We start from the raw sequence: 17,139 nt of genomic DNA on the forward strand, positions 1-17,139 counted from the left end.
GAAAGCCCGCCAGATGCGGGCCTTCTTTTTTGACGCGACGTGACGCGGCTCAGGCCTTGCGCGCTGCTTCGACGATCAAGGCGTCGGCCACCACCAGGGTGCGGGAGCCCTGACCATTGACGTAGTAGCGACCGGCAACGCCCAACGAAGGTGTGCCCTCGACCTTGTAGGCCTCCTGCAACTGGGTGGCCTTGGCGGCCAGAGCGACCGCGGGGCCGTTGTAGAACTCGTTGAAGCGGGCCATGTCCACGCCCCCCTGCTTGTCGATCCAGGCGGTGATGACGGGCTGGGTGGTGAGTTGCTGGCGGTCCACATGCATTGCCTGGAACACCTTGGAGTGCAGCCGGTCCACCAGCTTCATGGCTTCCAGGGTGAAGTACAGGCGCTGCATGGGCACAAAAGCGGGGCTGAAAGCCACCGGCATGCGCCGCACGTTCACATTGGCCGGCTTCTTCTTCATCCATTCGTCGAACGCGGGTTCGAAATTGAAGCAATGGACGCAGCTGTAGGCGAAGAATTCGACCACCTCGACCTGGCTGGCCGGGCTCTCCACGGGCGCGGGGCGGCTCAGGCGAATGAAATCGGTGCCCTCCTTGGGCGCCACGCGCTGGGCCAGCGCAGGGGTGAGCGTCAGGCCACCGGTGGCGGCCAGGGCGGTGGTGCCGGCGGCCAGCAGGGACCGGGAAAAATCGCGACGTTGCATGGAATCAGACTCCTTGATGAGGCTTGCTTGGGGGCCGGCGGTGCGCTGAAAGTTCCCGGCCTGCCTGCGGCTGCGGGTCAGCGCTGGACGCGCACCAGCGCAGCTTCGACACCATTGGCAGCCAGTTGCTCCTGGGTAAGGTCGGCCAGCGCCTTCTGATTGAACGGGCCCACGCGCACGCGGTACACGGTTCGGCCGGATTGTTCGCGCTCGGTCACATCGGCGTTGATGCCCAACATGGCGAGCTTGGCACGCTGGGTTTCGGCGTCTTCGGGCGAGCGGAAGGCGCCGGCCTGCACGAAATAGGTGAACGGGTCCGCGCCGGGCGCGGGTGCGGCGGCGGGAGGGGTTCCTGCGGGCGCGGCGGCCGGTGGCGTGCCCAGCCGGGACTGGGCCAGTTCGCCCAGCGGATCGGCGGCCGGTTTGCTTCCGGCTGCTGGCACGGGTGGGAGGCCCTTGCCGTCGGCCGGTGGCACCACGATCGCCCCTGCGGCCTCGGGTGCCGGCACCGGCACCGGGGGCGGCGCGGTGCCGGCCTCACCGTTGATGACCTTGTTGGGGTTCCAACCCTTGTTGCGCTCGGCTTCCAGCGCGTCCTGGCCGGCGTTGCGCGACACGTTGCGGTCGACAAACGGGATCGGCACGCGCGTGACGTAAACCGCCACCGCGAGCGCAATGCCCAGCCCCACCAGCAGACCCACCACGAGGCCGATCAAGGTGCCTCCGAGCGAACTCCGGGATTGCACAGGTTTCTTTTTCATCGCTTGTTTCGCCATCACATTTTCTGCGGGGCACTCACGCCCAGCACTGCCAAACCATTGTGCAACACCTGCGCGGTGGCCGCGACCAGGGCCAGGCGCGCCATCTTCACCGCCAGATCGTCCACCAGGATGCGCTCGGCGTCGTAGTAGCTGTGGTAACTGGCCGCCAGCTCGCGCAGGTAGAAGGTCACGTCGTGCGGCGCGAGGTCGCGCGCGGCCTCGCTCAGCATGGCCGGGTACTTGGCCAGCAGCAGCATCAGCGCCTGGGCCGGCGCGCTGTCGAGCGCGGACAGGTCGGCGTCTTTCAGCGTGGCCACATCACCACCCCAGCTGGCCAGCACCGAGCAGATGCGCGCGTGCGCGTACTGCACGTAATAAACCGGGTTGTCGTTGTTCTTCTGCACCGCCAGGTCCACGTCAAACGTGTATTCGGTGTCGGGCTTGCGGCTGAGCAGGAAGAAGCGCACCGCGTCCTTGCTGGTCCATTCGATCAGGTCGCGCAGCGTCACGTAGCTGCCGGCGCGCTTGCTGATCTTGACCTCTTCGCCGCCGCGCACCACGCGCACCATGGTGTGCAGCACGTAGTCGGGGTAGCCCTGGGGAATGCCCACGTTGGCCGCCTGCAGGCCGGCGCGCACGCGCGCAATGGTGCCGTGGTGATCGGTGCCCTGGATGTTGATGACCTTGGTGAAGCCGCGCTCCCACTTGCTGATGTGGTACGCCACATCGGGCACGAAGTAGGTGAACGAGCCGTCGGACTTGCGCATCACACGGTCCTTGTCGTCGCCGTAGTCGGTGCTTTTGAGCCACAGCGCGCCGTCCTGCTCGTAGGTCTTGCCGGCGTCGATCAGCTTCTGCACCGTGGCTTCAACCCGCCCGCTGGTGTACAGGCTGGACTCCAGGTAGTAGTGGTCGAACTTCACTGCGAAGGCCTGCAAGTCCAGGTCCTGTTCGTGGCGCAAGTAGGCCACCGCAAACTGGCGCATGCCGTCCAGATCGTTGATGTCGCCGCTGGCGGTGAACTCGCGGTCGTCGGCCTTCACCGTCTTCTTCGCCAGGAAGTCGGCCGCGATGTCGGCGATGTAGTTGCCGTTGTAGGCGGCCTCGGGCCACTGCGGATCACCCGGCTTGAAACCTTGCGCGCGCAGGTGGGTGGACGTGCCCAGCGTGCCGATCTGCACCCCCGCATCGTTGTAATAGAACTCGCGGTGCACGCTCCAGCCCTGGGTCTGGAACAGGCTGCAGATCGCGTCGCCCAGCGCGGCCTGGCGGCCGTGGCCCACGTGCAGCGGGCCGGTGGGGTTGGCCGAGACGAACTCCACCATCAGGCGCTGGCCGTTGGGCTCATGGATGCCGAAGCGCGCGCCTTCGGCCAGCACCTCGCGCACGATCTGCTGCTTGGCCGCAGGCTTGAGCCGGATGTTGATGAAGCCGGGGCCGGCAATGTCGATGTCGGACACCCACAGGGCGTATTCGGGGCGAGCCAGCAACGCGGCGCGCAGGGTGTCGGCGAGCTGGCGCGGGTTGAGCTTGAGCGGTTTGGCCAGTTGCATGGCCGCGGTGCTGGCGAAATCGCCATGGGCCGCCACCTTGGGCGACTCGAACGCCGCGCGCGCGGCTGCACCGGGCAAAAGTTTGTCGAGCTCGGAGGCGAGGCCGTCGAGCAGTTCCTGTTTGATCTTGAGCATAGAGAGGGGATTTTAGGCGGGGGCCTGCGACAGCCACTGCACCCAGTGGTCGATGCAGGCGCGCAGCTTGGGCAGGCGGTGCCGCTCGCGCAGCATCACGGCGTAGACGGGGATGCGACCGCGATCGAACCAGTCGTCGAGCACAGGCACCAGTTCGCCGCGCGCCATGTACGGCTGGGTCACCAGATCGTTGAGGCGCGCGATGCCCAGGCCACGCAAGGCCAGCGACAGCAGCACGGCGGAGTTGTCGGTGCGCGTGTTTCCCTGGGGGAGGTAGCTGGTGCCCTCGGGCTGGCCGGCGTGGGCCGCCCACGGCCAGCGGTTAAGCCACGGGCTGACGCTGCTCGTGACGAGCCGGTGCGCAGCCAGTTCGTCCGGGTGCTGCGGCGTGCCGAAGCGCGCTAGGTAGTCCGGCGAGGCGCAGAGTCGGCGGCCATGCTCGCCGATCTGGCGCGCCACCTGGTTGTCGCCCGGCACCACACCGGTGCGCACGGCAACGTCCACGCCGTCGCGCGCCAGGTCGCAGACGCGGTCGTCGGCCAGCACCTCGAGTTGCACCTGCGGGTGCGCCTCGTACAGGGACGGCAGGCTGGGCAGGATCAGGGTTTCGGCCAGCACCGGGCTCACGCTGACGCGCACCCAGCCGCTCGGGCCGGCGCGCTTGTGGCGGAACGCGACGGCGAGTTCGTCGCGCGTGTCGAGCATGCGACGCGCATGGGCCGCGAAGGTGTCGCCCTCGTCGGTCAGGCTCAGGCCGTGGGTGCTGCGGTGCATCAGCCGCACGCCGCAGCGCTCTTCGAGCCGCACCAGGGTGCGCGAGACCAGGCTCACCGGCGCGTGGCGCTCGCGCGCCACCGCCGAGAGCGAGCCCAGCTCGGCCACGCGCAGGAACAGGGCCGCGTCGTCCAGATCGAGTTTCATCGCCGCATTGTGCTGGTTTTGCCTAGAACGCAAAGCCATATAGCGATTCAAGCCGTTTCCGGCTTGGAGTCACATCAATACAGTGAACCTCTCACCCCCAACATTCCGGAGTCCACCATGCCCCTCGTCACTCTCACCGTCCGGCGATCCACTTCCCCGGCCCGCAAGGCCGCGCTTCTCGATGCCGTGCATGCGGCACTGGTGTCCAGCGGCGTGCCGCTCGACGACCTGTTCCAGCGCGTGCTGGCGCTGGAGGAAGAAGATTTCCGCTTCGACCCGCGCTACCCCGACCTGAGCACCGACCGAACGCCCGACTTCGCCCTGATCGAAATCCTCTGGTCCGCGGGCCGCAGTGTGAAGGTCAAGCGCGCCCTGCTCGCCCACCTCATGGCTTCGCTGACGGCGGCCGGCGTGCAGACCGAGCACGTCATGGTGTGCTTCAAGGAAACGACCTGGGAGAACTGGTCGTTTGGCGGCGGGCGGCTGTTGCACACCTGAGAGCCTGTTCAGGCGGGATGCGCCGGCGCCATCGGCCGCAGGTGCTCGCGCGCTGCGGCCTTCACCGCGACGGTGAGTCGCTGGGCCGACAGCGACTCGTGCGCCCAGTGCTGCCAGTACAGCGCCACGTCCACCGTGGCGTCGGGCAGGATTTCCTGCAAGCCGGGGCGCTGCGCCAGGTGCTGTTCGGGCACCATGCCCCAGCCCAGACCCAGCTCGATGGCGGTTTCGAACGCCTCCACGGCCGGCGCGAAATGGCGCGGGTAGTTGGGTTGACGCAGCCCGAAGTGCTGTTCGAGAAACGCGTCCTGCAACGCATCCTTGCGGTTGAAGATCACCGCCGGCTGCGCCAGCAGCTTGTGCACGGACACGGCGCCGCGCGGCGTGCGGCAGCGCTGCGCCACGGCCGGTGAGGCCACGCAGCGATAACGCATCACGCCCAGCGGTTCGGCCACGCAGCCGCGCATGGCGGTGGCCAGCGTGGTCACACAACCCATCACGTCACCGCTTTTCAGGGCGTCGTGCGTGTGGTCCTGGTCGTCGATCAGGATCTCCAGCAGCAGGTGGTGGCGCTGCAGCAAGGTGGCCACACCGGGCAAAAACCAGCTGGCCACCGAGTCGGCGTTGATGGCCACGCCCAGGCTTTGCCAGCGCACGCCGCCCCGCGGCTGCGCCCCACCCTGCAAACCATCGAGCAGATCGGCCTCCATCAGCCGCAACTGCTTCACGTGGCCCAGCAGCGCCTGCCCGGCCGGCGTGGCGCGCACCTGCTTGCCGCGCACCAGCAAGCGCTGGCCCAGTGTGTCTTCGAGCGACTTGATGCGCAGCGACACCGCCGCCAGCGTGAGCGAAAGGGCCTTGGCGGCCGGGCCGAAGCCGCCGTGTTCGATCACGGCGTTGAGGGCCTCCAGTTGGCGGGCGTCGAGCATGGCGCTTGAGAAAAACTCAACCCGAAGGGGTTTGATCAGGTTCAGTTTAAGCCTGACGCCTCCTGGGGCGCGACCGCTCAGGCCAGTTCGGTGCGGGCGCCCAGGGGCAGCCCCGCCAGCGGCAGGCCGCTGTGGTCCTTGAGCCCCACGCCCGTGAGGCCCAGGCGGCGGCTCTCGCCGAGCAGCCAGACCAGGCGGCGCGCGGCGGTGTCCAGGTCCTGCCCGGCGGGGCGCACGTTGGAGATGCAGTTGCGTTGCGCGTCGCTGCAGCCCACGCGCGGCGCGTGCGTGAGGTAGATACCCACGCTGTCGGGCGAACTCAGGCCGGGGCGCTCGCCCACCACCATGGCCACCGCAGCGGCGCCCAGGCGTTCTCCCACCTCGTCGGCCACCGCCACGCGCGCCTCGCGCACCACCACCAGCGGTCCGAGTCGGACGGCGGGGTCGAGCGCGCGGCGGATCGCGCCCAGCAGCGCCGCGCCGTGTTGCTGGATGCCCAGGGCGGAGAGACCGTCGCCCAGCACCAGCACCAGATCGGGGTCATCGGCACCGGCCGACGCGAGTCGCGCGACGCTCTCGGCGTCCAGCCGCCGCCCGAGGTCGGGCCGCAGCAGGTAATCGTGCCGGTCGCGCGCCTGGCTGTGCAGCAGCAGTGGCGACGGCCAGCCCTGCTCATGCAGCTGCGCGCTCAAGGCCTCGGTGTCCAGCGGCAGGTGGATGGCGTCGCGCGCCTGCGCGTGGGCCAACGCGAAATCGAGCACCTCGCGCGTGGGCAGGCTCACGCCGGTGCGACCGAGTGCGATGCGCGCCGGGGTGTGCTGGCGCAGGTGCGCCCAGAGGTCGCGGCTGGGTGTGGTCATGCGGGTTGCGGCAGGGTCCACAGCGAAGACGGCAGCGCCGGCTGGCGCGGCGCGGGCAGCAACTGGCCGTGCGCGTCGGTCACGCCCACGCCCTGCAGCCAGGCCTCGAACTCGGGCGCGCGCTTCAGACCGAGCATCTCGCGCAGCACCAGCGCGTCGTGGAACGAGGTGCTCTGGTAGTTCAGCATGATGTCGTCCGAGCCCGGGATGCCCATGATGAAGCTGCAGCCCGCCGCGCCCAGCAGCGTCATGAGCGCGTCCATGTCGTCGCTGTCGGCCTCGGCGTGGTTGGTGTAGCAGATGTCGCAGCCCATGGGCAGGCCCAGCAGCTTGCCGCAGAAGTGGTCTTCGAGCCCCGCGCGGGTGATCTGCTTGCCGTCGTAGAGGTATTCGGGGCCGATGAAGCCGACCACGGTGTTGATCAGCAGCGGCTCGTAGCGGCGCGCCACCGCGTAGGCGCGCGCCTCGCAGGTCTGCTGGTCCAGCCCGTGGTGGGCGTTGGCCGAGAGCGCGCTGCCTTGGCCGGTCTCGAAGTACATGACATTGCGGCCCACCGTGCCGCGCCCGAGCGCCTGCGCCATGGCGTGGGCTTCGTCGAGCAGCGCGAGGTCGATGCCGAACGAGGTGTTGGCCGCCTGCGTGCCGGCGATGGACTGGAACACCAGGTCCACCGGCGCGCCGTGCGCCATGGCCTGCATGGTGTTGGTGACGTGGGTGAGCACGCAGGTCTGCGTGGGGATCTCGCCGCGTGCCAGCACGTCGGCCAGTATGTGGTTCAGGCGCACCAGGTCGGGCACGCTGTCGGACACCGGGTTGATGCCGATCACGGCGTCGCCGGCGCCGTGCATCAGGCCGTCGATCATGCTGGCGACGATGCCGGCGGGGTCGTCGGTCGGGTGGTTGGGCTGCAGGCGCACCGAGAGGTGGCCGCGCAGGCCCTGCGTGTTGCGAAAGCGCGTGACGACCTCGCAGCGTTTCGCCACCAGCATCAGGTCCTGGTTGCGCATGAGCTTGCTCACCGCGGCCACCATCTCGGGGGTGAGGCCGGGCGCGAGCCGGCGCAGCACCTCGGGCGTGGCCTGCGTGGACAGCAGCCAGTCGCGAAAACCGCCCACGGTGAGCGAGGCGACCGGCTCGAAGGCGGCGGCGTCATGGCTGTCGATGATGAGCCGGGTGACTTCGTCCTCTTCGTAAGGAATCAGCGCCTCGTTCAAGAACTCGGTCAACGGTACGTCGGCCAGCACCCAGCGCGCCGCCACCCGCTCCTGTTCAGTGGCGGCGGCCACGCCGGCCAGGCAGTCGCCCGAGCGCAGCGGCGTGGCCTTGGCCATGACCTCACGCAGGCTGCCGAAACGGTAGCTGTGCGCCCCGAGAGTGACGCCCAGGTTCACGGTCGAGCGTCCTTTGCAATGTTCACTCCACCACGCCCAGCATGGCGTCCAGCGGTGCCGCCGTGCGCTGCGCCGTGGTGAGGCGGAAGTAGAGGTAGGCCAGGACCATCAGCACCACGAACAGCACCGTGATCATGACGTTGAAGTACACCAGCGCGAACAGGCAGACCACGCCGCAGACCAGCGCGATGGCCGGAAACAGCGGGTAGAACGGGGCGCGGTAGGGGCGCTCGAGCAGCGGCTCGCTCTTGCGCAGCTTGAACAGCGAGGCCATGGACACGATGTACATCACCAGCGCGCCGAGCACGGCCATGGTCACGATGTTGGCGGTGAGCGGCAGGCCGCCGAAGGTGACCCACTGGTCGCTGAACACAGCTATCACGCCCACCACACCCCCGCCCACCAGCGCGCGCACCGGCGTCTTGAAGCGCGGGTGCACCTTGGCGAAGTAGGCCGGCAAATACCCGGCACGGGCCAGCGCGAACATCTGGCGAGAGTACCCCAGGATGATCCCGTGGAACGAGGCCACCAGACCGAAAAGGCCGATCCACACCAGCATGTGCAGCCAGCCGCTGGACTCGCCCACCACCATCTTCATCGCCTGCGGCAGCGGGTCGTTGATGTTGGAGAGCTTGCTCCAGTCACCCACGCCACCGGCCATGATCATCACCAGGAAAGCCAGCACCACCAGCGTGAGGATGCCGGTGATGTAGGCGATGGGAATGGTGCGGCGCGGCTCCTTGGCCTCTTCAGCGGCCATGGCCGCGCCCTCGATGGCGAGGAAGAACCAGATCGCGAACGGGATGGAGGCGAAGATGCCGGCCCAGGTGCCCATGGTGAATTCGCTCGAACCGGCCCAGCCGTTGGCGGTGAAGTTGGCCAGCGACCAGCCGGGGGCGACCACGCCGGCGAACACCAGCAGCTCGGCCACGGCCAGCAGGGTCACCACCAGCTCGAACATCGCGGCGATGCCCACGCCCAGCGCGTTGAGGGTGATGAAGATCACGTAGGCGCCCAGCGCCGCGATCTTGGGATCCAACGAGGGGAACTGCAGCCCCAGGTAGGCACCGATGGCCAGCGAGATCGCCGGCGGCGCGAACACGAACTCCACCAGGGTGGCGAAGCCCGCGATGAAACCGCCGGTGGGCCCGAAGGCGCGGCGCGCATAGGCGAACGGCCCGCCGGCGTGGGGGATCATGGTGGACAGCTCGGTGAAGCTGAAGATGAAGGTGGTGTACATCAGGGCCACGAACATCGTGGCCACCAGGAAGCCCAGCGTGCCCGCGCTGGCCCAGCCGTAGCTCCAGCCGAAGTACTCGCCCGAAATCACCAGGCCCACGGCGATGCCCCAGAGGGAGAAAGCGCCCAGCACGGGCTTGAGTTCCCGCGATACCTGCTTGGGAGTTGTAGACATGTTGTTGCTCGCATCAAGGATGGATGACGCCCGAAACGGCTCGGGCAGCCCGGCTGGCATCTTGTGCAATCCGCTGCGCGCGGTGGTATCCCGTTTGGGCAAGCGTCGGGGCGCCAGCCGTCTTTTTTCCGATTCGGGATAGCGCAGGCCGGGTTTTCCTGTGGAACGCCCGGTGGCATGAAACTTGATACTCAGTCCCGGCTGGAACCACCTCCCAAGGAGCACGCCATGTTGGTGCAGTCCGACACTGCCGCCGCCTGCTTCCGCGTCAAACGCACGCAGGATGTGGACATCCACGCCCGAAACCTGGCGTCGTGGGATCAACACTACGAACAGACCTCGCCCGGCGCCTTCCAGGGCGAGGTGCGCGAGCTGCTCGACCACGACCTGCAGGTGTTCGAGGAAGTGGCCAATTGCGCCACCAACCAGCGCTGCCGGCCCTGGCGTGGCGGCGTCTGGGTGGGCCTGGCCGTGCCGGAGGCAGACAGCGGGCTGCGCTTCATGGGCCGCCCGTCGCACGGGCTGCAGCTCATGCTCGCTGGTGGCGAGGAGCCGTTCGACCTGCAGGTGCCGGCCGGCCACGGCCTGTACGGCATGGTGCTGGACAAGGAACAACTGGCCCGCCACGTGCAGGCCCTGCACCAGCAGCCCTGGCCCGAGCACTGGGCCGGCGTGCCACGCGTGCAGGCCCTGACGGCGCTGCAGCGCTACCGGCTCGCGGGCATGGTGCGCGAGGTGCTGCGTTGTCTGCAGGAACAGCCCGAGGCGCTGCACCACGAGGCCAGTCGGCGCACGCTGCGCGAGGCCTTGCTGACCGTGCTCTGCGACGTGGTGATGCCGCAGACGCTGAGCGAGGCCATGAGCCCCCGTCAGCTGCGCCGCCAGGAACTGGTGCGCAAGGTGCGCGAGCTGGTCTTCGAGCACCCGGAGCAGCCGCTGAGCGTGGCCGAGCTGTGCACGCGCCTGCACGTCACGCGCCGCACCTTGCAGAACGGCTTCCAGGAGGCGCTGGGCACCAGCCCGGCGACCTATCTGCGCACCGTGCGGCTCAACGCGGTGCGCCGCGCCCTGCGCGAGCAGGCCACCGTGGCCACCATCGCCGACACCGCGGCGCGCTGGGGCTTCTGGCACATGGGCCACTTCTCGCAGGACTACAAGGCGCTGTTTGGCGAGACGCCTTCACAGACGCGGCAGCAGGCTTGAGCCGCGCGTGACCCCGGTCTGTTCGGGGGTCGGTTCACGGCCAAGCCGCCGTGCACGGCAAAGACGTTCTTTGCCAGATCGATGCCAAGGGATACGATGGCCATGGAGCCACCTTTCCATCTGGAGGTTCGCATCGTGAATCCACACATCACGCTCATCACGCTTGCCGTCGACGACCTTGAACGCGCAGTTGCCTTCTATCGCGACGGCCTTGGCTTCCCCACCAAGGGCATCATCGGCACCGAGATCGAGAACGGGGCCGTTGCTTTCTTCAACTTGCAGCATGGTTTGAAGCTGGCGCTCTGGCCACGCAAGAGTCTGGCCGCCGACAGCACTCTGCCGTTGCAGGCGGCAAGTTCCACCGAGTTCTCCATCGCCCACAACGTTGCGTCGGAGGCAGAGGTCGATGCTGCAATGCAGGAGGCGGCGCGCGCGGGCGCCAAGGTGGTCAAGGCAGCGCAATCCACGTCCTATGGCGGCTATGCAGGCTGCTTCCTCGACCCGGACGGCCATCTGTGGGAGGTGGCGTTCAATCCCGGCTTGGCGTCACTGGGCTGAGCCGCCTCAGATCTCGGCTCCGCGCTGGCGAACGGCGGTGCCCAACTGGAGACACTGCATGACGAATCCCATGGCCAAGGCATCGCAGTTGATCAACTGCCCCATTGAAGAGGCATTCAACGCTTTCGTCGATCCAGGCAAGATCACCCAATTCTGGCTGGCGTCGACCAGTGCGCCGCTGTCCCAGAATGCGAAGGTGACCTGGCACTTCCTGGTTCCCGGTGCCGTCGAGACCGCGGTGGTTGACGAGTTTCAGCCGGCACGGCTCATTGCGTTCACCTGGTCAGATGGACTGAAGGTTCGCCTGGAGTTTTCCGAGCAGTCTCCGGGCAAAACACGAGTTGCCGTGGAAGCTCAAGGCTTCTTGGGCAACGACGTGGTCGATCAGGCTGTGAATGCCACGGAAGGCTTCAGCATCGTGCTGTGCGACTTGAAGACATTCCTGGAATCAGGGAAGTCCGCGAACCTCGTCCGGGCAAAGGCTGAACTGATCGCTGCATCCGCCGCGTCAACAAAGCGCGACGCGACATCGCAATCGAGATGAGACGTGCTCGAAGCACCCCCCGGCCAGTGCGACCGGTCGACCTCTCGCTCGCCCCATCACTCAATAATTTATTGATCAACCATAGTTTTGATTGATTGTGTTTAATTAACGACCCCAGACGGGCACACTCCACGACATTCACCTGCCCTGCCTGGGCGGGCACTCTCGGTTTTCGGAGCCCTTCGCCATGACCCTCGCCTTCCCCACCTTCACCGCCGGCATGGTGCTGAGCATCTCGCTGATCATGGCGATCGGCCCGCAGAACGCGCACGTGCTGCGCATGGGCTTGCAGCGTCAGCACCTGTGGCTCACGGTGATCGTGTGCGCGGTGGCCGACATCGCGCTGATCTCGCTTGGCGTGCTGGGCCTGGCGCAGCTCGGCGGCCTGTCGGACAAGCTGATGGGCGCCCTGGTCGGTGCCGGCGTGCTGTTCCTCTCGGTTTACGGCTGGCAGGCGTTCCAGCGCTTCCTGCACCCGCGCACCCAGACGCCCGACACCCAGGCCGATGACAACCTCGCCACCGTGGTCGCCGAGCCGGTCTCGCGCCGCCAGGCCGTGCTGTCGGCACTGGCCTTCTCGTGGCTGAATCCGCACGCCTGGCTCGACACCGCGGTGCTGATCGGCACGGCTTCGCTGGCCTATGGGCAGGGCAGCACCGTGTTCGGCCTGGGTGCTGCCGCCGGTTCGGTGGTGTGGTTCCTGGCGCTGGGGGTGGCGGCCTTCTGGCTCGGGCGCCGGCTCAACTCCCTGCACGTGTGGCGTGCGCTCGACGGCATGGTTGCGCTCATGATGTGGGGCACGGCGCTCTGGCTGATCAGCAGCCTGGCCTGAACCCTGGAGATGTCCATGTCCCTGCCCCTGCGCAGCACCGATGCGCCCGTCACCGTTTTCGGCCCCGACTTTCCTTTTGCTTTCGATGACTGGATCACCCACCCGCAAGGCCTGGGCGAGATTCCCGCCGAGCGCCTGGGGCAGGAAGTGGCCATCGTCGGCGCCGGCATGGCCGGCATGGTGGCCGCCTATGAGCTCATGAAGCTGGGCCTGAAGCCCGTGCTGTACGAGGCCTCGCGGATGGGCGGGCGGTTGCGTTCGCAGACTTTCGAGGGCGCTCAAGGCGTGGTGGCCGAGCTCGGCGGCATGCGCTTCCCTGCGTCGGGCACGGCGTTTTTCCACTACGTGAGCCGCCTGGGCCTGAAGACCCGGCCGTTTCCCAACCCCTTGACCACCGCAGCCGGCTGCACCGTGGTCGACCTCGAAGGCCAGACGCACTGGGCGCGCGAACTCGCCGATCTGCCACCCCTGTTCAGCGAAGTGGCCGAAGCCTGGGCGCAGGCGCTTGAAGAAGGCGCGGGCTTCACCGGCCTGCAGCAGGCGCTGCGCGAGCGCGACATTGCGCGCCTCAAGGCGCTGTGGGACCGCCTCGTGCCGCTCTGGGACGACCGCACCTTCTACGACTTCGTGGCCACGTCGAAAGCCTTTGCGAAGCTTTCGTTCCAGCACCGCGAGGTGTTCGGCCAGGTCGGCTTCGGCACCGGCGGCTGGGACTCGGACTTTCCCAACTCCATGCTCGAAATCCTGCGCGTGGTGCTCACCGGCTGCGACGAGAACCAGCACCTGATCGAAGGCGGTGTGCAGCAGGTGCCGCTGGGCCTGTGGCAACACGCACCCGCCGCGAGCGAGCTGCGCCATTGGCCCGCCGGCACCACGCTCGCCAGCCTGCACCACGGCTCGCCGCGCGCCGGCGTCAGGACAATAGCGCGTGCAGCGAGCAACGAACTCGCCGTCACCGACACCTGGGGCAACACACAAATCTACCCCGCCGTGCTCACCACCTGCCAGAGCTGGTTGCTGACCACGCAGATCGCGGTGGAAGAGTCGCTGTTTTCGCAGAAGCACTGGATGGCGCTGGACCGCACGCGCTACATGCAGTCGTCCAAGACCTTCGTGATGGTGGACCGCCCGTTCTGGAACGACCTCAAGGCGAACGGCTGGCCGACCATGGGCATGACGCTCACCGACCGGCTCACGCGCGGCACCTACCTGTTCGACAACGGACCCGACCAACCCGGCGTGATCTGCCTGAGCTACGCCTGGATGGGCGACGCGCTCAAGATGCTGCCGCACGGCACCGAAAAGCGCGTGCAACTCGCGCTCTCGGCGCTGAAGAAGATCTACCCCGACGTGGACATCGCCAGCCACATCATTGGCGACCCGATCAGCGTGTCGTGGGAAGCCGACCCGCATTTCCTGGGCGCCTTCAAGGGGGCGCTGCCCGGCCACTACCGCTACAACCACCGCATGTACAGCCACTTCATGCAGGACGGCTTCGCGATCGCCGAGCGCGGCATCTTCATCGCCGGCGACGACGTGTCGTTCACACCCGCGTGGGTGGAAGGCGCGGTGCAGACTTCCTTGAATGCGGTGTGGGGCATCGTGAAGCACCTCGGTGGTCACACACATGCAGACAACCCCGGCCCGGGCGACGTGTTTGCCGAGCTCGGGCCGGTGACCCTACCCGACTGAGAAACCAAGCCCGTTCGGGCTGAGCTTGTCGACGCCCTCACCCACCCACATGACCGCCAACACACTCACCCTCGCGCTCTGGCAGTGCCCCTACACGGCCAACACCGCCGCAGCCCTGACCAGGCTGGACGCCACCGCCGCGCAGGCGCGCGCCCAAGGTGCAGCGCTGCTGGTGTGCCCCGAGATGTCGCTCACCGGTTACCAGATCGGCGCGCCAGCGGTGGCCGCGCTCGCCGAGCCGGCGGACGGCGCGCTGGCCCAGGCCGTCAGCGCCATCGCGCAGCGCCACGGCATCGCCATCGTCTACGGCTACCCCGAGCACAACCCAGAGGGCCGGCCGTTCAACGCCACGCAGTTCATCAGCGCCGAGGGCCAGCGCGTGGCCGACTACCGCAAGACCCACCTCTTCGGCGACATCGACCGCGCCCAGTTCAGCCCCGGCCCGCAAGCGCCCGCGGTCTTCGAGTGGGACGGCTGGCGCCTGGGCCTGCTGATCTGCTACGACATCGAGTTCCCCGAGCCCGCGCGCGGCCTCGCGCTGCAGGGTGCCGACGCCATCGTGGTGCCCACGGCCAACATGATCAACTTCGACGAAGTGCAGCGCGTGCTGCTGCCCGCGCGTGCGCTGGAGAACCGGGTCTATGTGGCCTACGCGAACGCGTGCGGGCAGGAAGGCGACACCACCTACGGAGGCTTCAGCACCGTGTGTGGCCCCTCGGCGGGCGCCCACCCATCGGCGGGGCGTGAGGCGGAACTGCTGCTGGTCACACTCGACCCGGCAGAGTTGCAGCGCGCCCGTGGCGCCAGCCAATGGCCCGACCGCCGCCCTGACCTGTACCCGCAGGGGCGCGGCTGAACCTCAGCGGCCACGTGATGACCGCCCCGGATCGGCATCAGCCCAAATAGAAATCCATGGGAATCAACTCGATGCCCCATCCTCCCGCTTCACCCAACGAGGCGGCGGGGTGCATGGCCGCGAGGCGCACCGCCTCTTCACGGCTGGCAGCCTCGATGATGAACAGACCACCCACCATTTCCTTGGACTCGGTATAGGGTCCGTCGCTGATCTGTGGCTTGCCGCCGCGCGGGCGCAGCGTCATCCAGTCCTTGGGCTCGGACAGTGACGCGGACACCAGCACCTTTCCCGTGGCGCGCATCTTCTCGTCCAGGGGCGGGCACTGCCTCACCAGCGCCTGCACGTCGTCTGGCGCCATCGCGGCGAATTTGGCGGGGTTGTAATACGCAAGGCCCAGGTACTTCATGACGACATCCTTTTTTGATGGCTGGTGTCTTCACGACGAAGCTGGCGGGTGGCAATCGACAGGAGTCGGGAAGTTTGTGTTGTGACGCCCCCTTCGGACCCGCTCAAGACGCGGCTACCATGGCGGGCATCGGCCGAGGCTGTGTGGAAACGCCACGGGCACGCCAGTATTGCCGATCCCTTGCTTCATGAGGTGTTCATAGAGCCCTCAGGTCACCTGGAGGCCGTCTTTGTGGTCGGACTGCGTTGGGCGGATTTGACGCGCAGCAAAGCTCTTTCAAGAGGGTAAGGGAGCCTCAAAGGGCTCATGCCCCCAAGAGCCGCATCGCCTTCATCGTTTCCGCTATCCCCAGAATTCGCATCAACCGCTTGAGGTTGTACGCCAGCACGTGCAGGCTCATCTCGGTCCCCACATGCGTCAGCGTCTTCGTCAGGAAGTGCGTCGAGCCCATCCAGTGTTTGAGCGTGCCGAACACATGCTCCACGGTGCGCCGTCGCAAGGTCATGGCGTCGGGCTTGCGGTCCAGCCGCTGCTGCGCGCGCTCGAGCACTTCTTCATGTTCCCAGCGCCGTATGCGCCGGTAGCTGCTGGTCGTGCACTTCGCCTTCATCGCGCAGCCCGGGCAGGCGCTGGTCCAGTAGAGATGGACGTTCAGACCGCCTTTCTCCAGCGTGCTGAAGCGGTGGATCGCCCGCTCGCCCGCAGGGCACTGGTACTCGTCGTCTTTGGCGATGTAGATGAAGTCACTCTTGTCGAAGCGCCCCTCGGCCTTCGCGTTGGAGGTCATGGGCTTGGGTACGAAGGCGGCGATGCCCGCATCCTCGCAGGCCTTGATCTCCGTCCCATTGAAGTAGCCACGATCGGCAAAGGCCTGCAGTTGCTTCGTGCCCATGGCCTCGCGTGCCGCTCGCGCCATCTTGCTCAGTTGTGCCCGGTCGTTGCCGACGTTCGTCACCTCATGCGCCACGATCAGGTGGTGTTTGGCATCGACGGCCGTCTGCACGTTGTAGCCCACCAGCCCTGAGCCCTTGGCCTGCGAGACCATGGAGCGCGCGTCGGGGTCGGTGGTGGAGCGCTGCCCGTCGGGCTCACTCTTCAGTTGCTCACGGGTCTCGTCAAGCTGGCGCATCTGCTCGCGCAGGGTCCGGATCTTGTCTTGCAGCCGTTCGGTCTTGGCTTCCATCTCGGCAGGCTGGGTGCGATCAGCCGTCTCCAGTGCATCGAGGTAGCGCTGGATGCTTTCCTCGATCTGCCGCTGGCGCGCCTCGATCTTGGCGGGCGTGACGTTGCGGTCGCGGCTGTTGACGGCCTTGAACTTGCTGCCATCGATTGCCACGATGGCCTGGGAGAAGAGCTTGAACTCGCGACACAGGCCGACAAAGCGGCGGCAGACGTTGCGGATGCCCAGAGCATTGTTGTGACGGAAGTCGGCGATGGTCTTGAAGTCGGGCGCCAGACGACCGGTGAGCCACATCAGTTCGACGTTGCGCTGGGCCTCTCGCTCCAGGCGGCGGCTGGACTGGATCCGGTTGAGATAGCCGTAGATGTAGAGCTTGAGCAGAACCGACGGGTGATATCCAGGTCGGCCAGTGGCGGCGGGATCTGCGCCCTCAAAGCCAAGAGCGCCGAGATCGAGTTCATTGACGAAAGCATCGGCGATGCGCACCGGGTTGTCTTCGTCGACGTAGTCGTCAAGGAACTCTGGCAACAACGTGACCTGGTGTCGGTCTGCGCCTTCGATGAATCGCTTCATGGGCCACCTCACTGGAAATGGGGTGACCCAATTTTATTTTTGAGAAGCCGTTTGGGGAAGTGTTTTCACACAGCCTCGGCCAGAAGCGGACGTTGGACAAATCATGAAGGTATTGAGCAGCGACTTATCC

Annotated in this window: 17 protein-coding genes; 7 read left to right on the forward strand and 10 right to left on the reverse strand. The window is 67.0% G+C overall.

Annotated elements, in window-relative coordinates:
* Positions 1–49: 49 nt before the first annotated feature.
* From IV113_RS17580 to IV113_RS17595, 4 genes are all read right to left on the reverse strand, one after another.
* Positions 50–703, reverse strand: coding sequence for a thiol:disulfide interchange protein DsbA/DsbL (locus tag IV113_RS17580; RefSeq protein WP_291087543.1), 654 nt, complete (start codon positions 701–703; stop codon positions 50–52).
* A gap of 77 nt (positions 704–780) precedes the next feature.
* Positions 781–1,464, reverse strand: coding sequence for an SPOR domain-containing protein (locus IV113_RS17585; RefSeq protein ID WP_291087546.1), 684 nt, complete (start codon positions 1,462–1,464; stop codon positions 781–783).
* A 14-nt stretch (positions 1,465–1,478) separates the two neighbouring features.
* Positions 1,479–3,152, reverse strand: a complete 1,674-nt coding sequence (gene argS, locus IV113_RS17590) for an arginine--tRNA ligase (RefSeq protein ID WP_291087549.1) — start codon at positions 3,150–3,152, stop codon at positions 1,479–1,481.
* Positions 3,153–3,164: 12 nt separating this feature from the next.
* Positions 3,165–4,073, reverse strand: coding sequence for a LysR family transcriptional regulator (locus IV113_RS17595; RefSeq protein ID WP_291087552.1), 909 nt, complete (start codon positions 4,071–4,073; stop codon positions 3,165–3,167).
* Positions 4,074–4,190: 117 nt separating this feature from the next.
* On the opposite strand from IV113_RS17595, the gene IV113_RS17600 reads away from it, so the two are divergent.
* Positions 4,191–4,571, forward strand: coding sequence for a tautomerase family protein (locus IV113_RS17600; RefSeq protein ID WP_291087555.1), 381 nt, complete (start codon positions 4,191–4,193; stop codon positions 4,569–4,571).
* Positions 4,572–4,579: 8 nt separating this feature from the next.
* Here IV113_RS17600 and IV113_RS17605 read toward each other — a convergent pair whose 3' ends face one another.
* The 4 genes from IV113_RS17605 to eat all read right to left on the reverse strand — a co-directional run bounded on the left by IV113_RS17605 (position 4,580) and on the right by eat (position 9,165).
* Positions 4,580–5,500, reverse strand: coding sequence for an HTH-type transcriptional regulator ArgP (locus tag IV113_RS17605; protein ID WP_291087558.1), 921 nt, complete (start codon positions 5,498–5,500; stop codon positions 4,580–4,582).
* Between the two features lie 77 nt (positions 5,501–5,577).
* On the reverse strand, positions 5,578–6,360 hold the full coding sequence (eutC, locus tag IV113_RS17610) for an ethanolamine ammonia-lyase subunit EutC (protein WP_291087560.1): 783 nt from the start codon (positions 6,358–6,360) through the stop codon (positions 5,578–5,580).
* Positions 6,357–7,751, reverse strand: coding sequence for an ethanolamine ammonia-lyase subunit EutB (locus IV113_RS17615; RefSeq protein ID WP_291087563.1), 1,395 nt, complete (start codon positions 7,749–7,751; stop codon positions 6,357–6,359). The genes eutC and IV113_RS17615 overlap by 4 nt, the downstream gene beginning before the upstream one ends.
* A gap of 22 nt (positions 7,752–7,773) precedes the next feature.
* Entirely contained in the window at positions 7,774–9,165 is a 1,392-nt protein-coding gene (eat, locus tag IV113_RS17620; RefSeq protein ID WP_291087566.1) for an ethanolamine permease, read from the reverse strand.
* A 177-nt stretch (positions 9,166–9,342) separates the two neighbouring features.
* Between eat and IV113_RS17625 the strand changes: the two genes are divergently transcribed.
* The 6 genes from IV113_RS17625 (at position 9,343) to IV113_RS17650 (ending at position 14,850) form a co-directional block, all read left to right on the forward strand.
* Positions 9,343–10,368: a helix-turn-helix domain-containing protein gene (locus tag IV113_RS17625; RefSeq protein ID WP_291087568.1), complete on the forward strand. Its 1,026-nt coding sequence runs from the start codon at positions 9,343–9,345 to the stop codon at positions 10,366–10,368.
* 135 nt (positions 10,369–10,503) lie between these two features.
* A complete protein-coding gene (locus IV113_RS17630; protein WP_291087571.1) occupies positions 10,504–10,926 on the forward strand; it encodes a VOC family protein in 423 nt (140 codons plus the stop codon).
* Between the two features lie 58 nt (positions 10,927–10,984).
* On the forward strand, positions 10,985–11,470 hold the full coding sequence (locus tag IV113_RS17635; RefSeq protein WP_291087574.1) for an SRPBCC domain-containing protein: 486 nt from the start codon (positions 10,985–10,987) through the stop codon (positions 11,468–11,470).
* Positions 11,471–11,657: 187 nt separating this feature from the next.
* Positions 11,658–12,302 carry a LysE family transporter gene (locus IV113_RS17640; protein ID WP_291087577.1) on the forward strand — a complete coding sequence of 215 codons (645 nt, stop codon included), beginning with the start codon at positions 11,658–11,660 and terminating at the stop codon, positions 12,300–12,302.
* Positions 12,303–12,317: 15 nt separating this feature from the next.
* On the forward strand, positions 12,318–13,994 hold the full coding sequence (locus IV113_RS17645; protein WP_291087580.1) for an NAD(P)/FAD-dependent oxidoreductase: 1,677 nt from the start codon (positions 12,318–12,320) through the stop codon (positions 13,992–13,994).
* A 49-nt stretch (positions 13,995–14,043) separates the two neighbouring features.
* Positions 14,044–14,850 (forward strand): carbon-nitrogen hydrolase family protein, encoded by an 807-nt coding sequence (locus IV113_RS17650; RefSeq protein ID WP_291087582.1) that lies wholly within the window; start codon positions 14,044–14,046, stop codon positions 14,848–14,850.
* Positions 14,851–14,887: 37 nt separating this feature from the next.
* Here IV113_RS17650 and IV113_RS17655 read toward each other — a convergent pair whose 3' ends face one another.
* Both IV113_RS17655 and IV113_RS17660 read right to left on the reverse strand, forming a co-directional pair.
* Entirely contained in the window at positions 14,888–15,256 is a 369-nt protein-coding gene (locus IV113_RS17655; protein WP_291087585.1) for a YciI family protein, read from the reverse strand.
* Between the two features lie 304 nt (positions 15,257–15,560).
* Positions 15,561–17,009 carry an IS1182 family transposase gene (locus IV113_RS17660; RefSeq protein ID WP_291087587.1) on the reverse strand — a complete coding sequence of 483 codons (1,449 nt, stop codon included), beginning with the start codon at positions 17,007–17,009 and terminating at the stop codon, positions 15,561–15,563.
* Between the last annotated feature and the right edge of the window lie 130 nt (positions 17,010–17,139).

This window comes from Hydrogenophaga sp., assembly GCF_018780385.1.
Classification (GTDB): Bacteria; Pseudomonadota; Gammaproteobacteria; order Burkholderiales; family Burkholderiaceae_C; genus Hydrogenophaga.

Coding starts and splice junctions, on each gene's coding strand:
- IV113_RS17580 (WP_291087543.1), bottom strand. CDS start 703: ATGCAACGTCGCGATTTTTCCCGGTCCCTGCTGGCCGCCGGCACCACC.
- IV113_RS17585 (WP_291087546.1), bottom strand. CDS start 1,464: ATGAAAAAGAAACCTGTGCAATCCCGGAGTTCGCTCGGAGGCACCTTG.
- argS (WP_291087549.1), bottom strand. CDS start 3,152: ATGCTCAAGATCAAACAGGAACTGCTCGACGGCCTCGCCTCCGAGCTC.
- IV113_RS17595 (WP_291087552.1), bottom strand. CDS start 4,073: ATGAAACTCGATCTGGACGACGCGGCCCTGTTCCTGCGCGTGGCCGAG.
- IV113_RS17600 (WP_291087555.1), top strand. CDS start 4,191: ATGCCCCTCGTCACTCTCACCGTCCGGCGATCCACTTCCCCGGCCCGC.
- IV113_RS17605 (WP_291087558.1), bottom strand. CDS start 5,500: ATGCTCGACGCCCGCCAACTGGAGGCCCTCAACGCCGTGATCGAACAC.
- eutC (WP_291087560.1), bottom strand. CDS start 6,360: ATGACCACACCCAGCCGCGACCTCTGGGCGCACCTGCGCCAGCACACC.
- eat (WP_291087566.1), bottom strand. CDS start 9,165: ATGTCTACAACTCCCAAGCAGGTATCGCGGGAACTCAAGCCCGTGCTG.
- IV113_RS17625 (WP_291087568.1), top strand. CDS start 9,343: ATGAAACTTGATACTCAGTCCCGGCTGGAACCACCTCCCAAGGAGCAC.
- IV113_RS17635 (WP_291087574.1), top strand. CDS start 10,985: ATGACGAATCCCATGGCCAAGGCATCGCAGTTGATCAACTGCCCCATT.
- IV113_RS17640 (WP_291087577.1), top strand. CDS start 11,658: ATGACCCTCGCCTTCCCCACCTTCACCGCCGGCATGGTGCTGAGCATC.
- IV113_RS17645 (WP_291087580.1), top strand. CDS start 12,318: ATGTCCCTGCCCCTGCGCAGCACCGATGCGCCCGTCACCGTTTTCGGC.
- IV113_RS17650 (WP_291087582.1), top strand. CDS start 14,044: ATGACCGCCAACACACTCACCCTCGCGCTCTGGCAGTGCCCCTACACG.
- IV113_RS17655 (WP_291087585.1), bottom strand. CDS start 15,256: ATGAAGTACCTGGGCCTTGCGTATTACAACCCCGCCAAATTCGCCGCG.
- IV113_RS17660 (WP_291087587.1), bottom strand. CDS start 17,009: ATGAAGCGATTCATCGAAGGCGCAGACCGACACCAGGTCACGTTGTTG.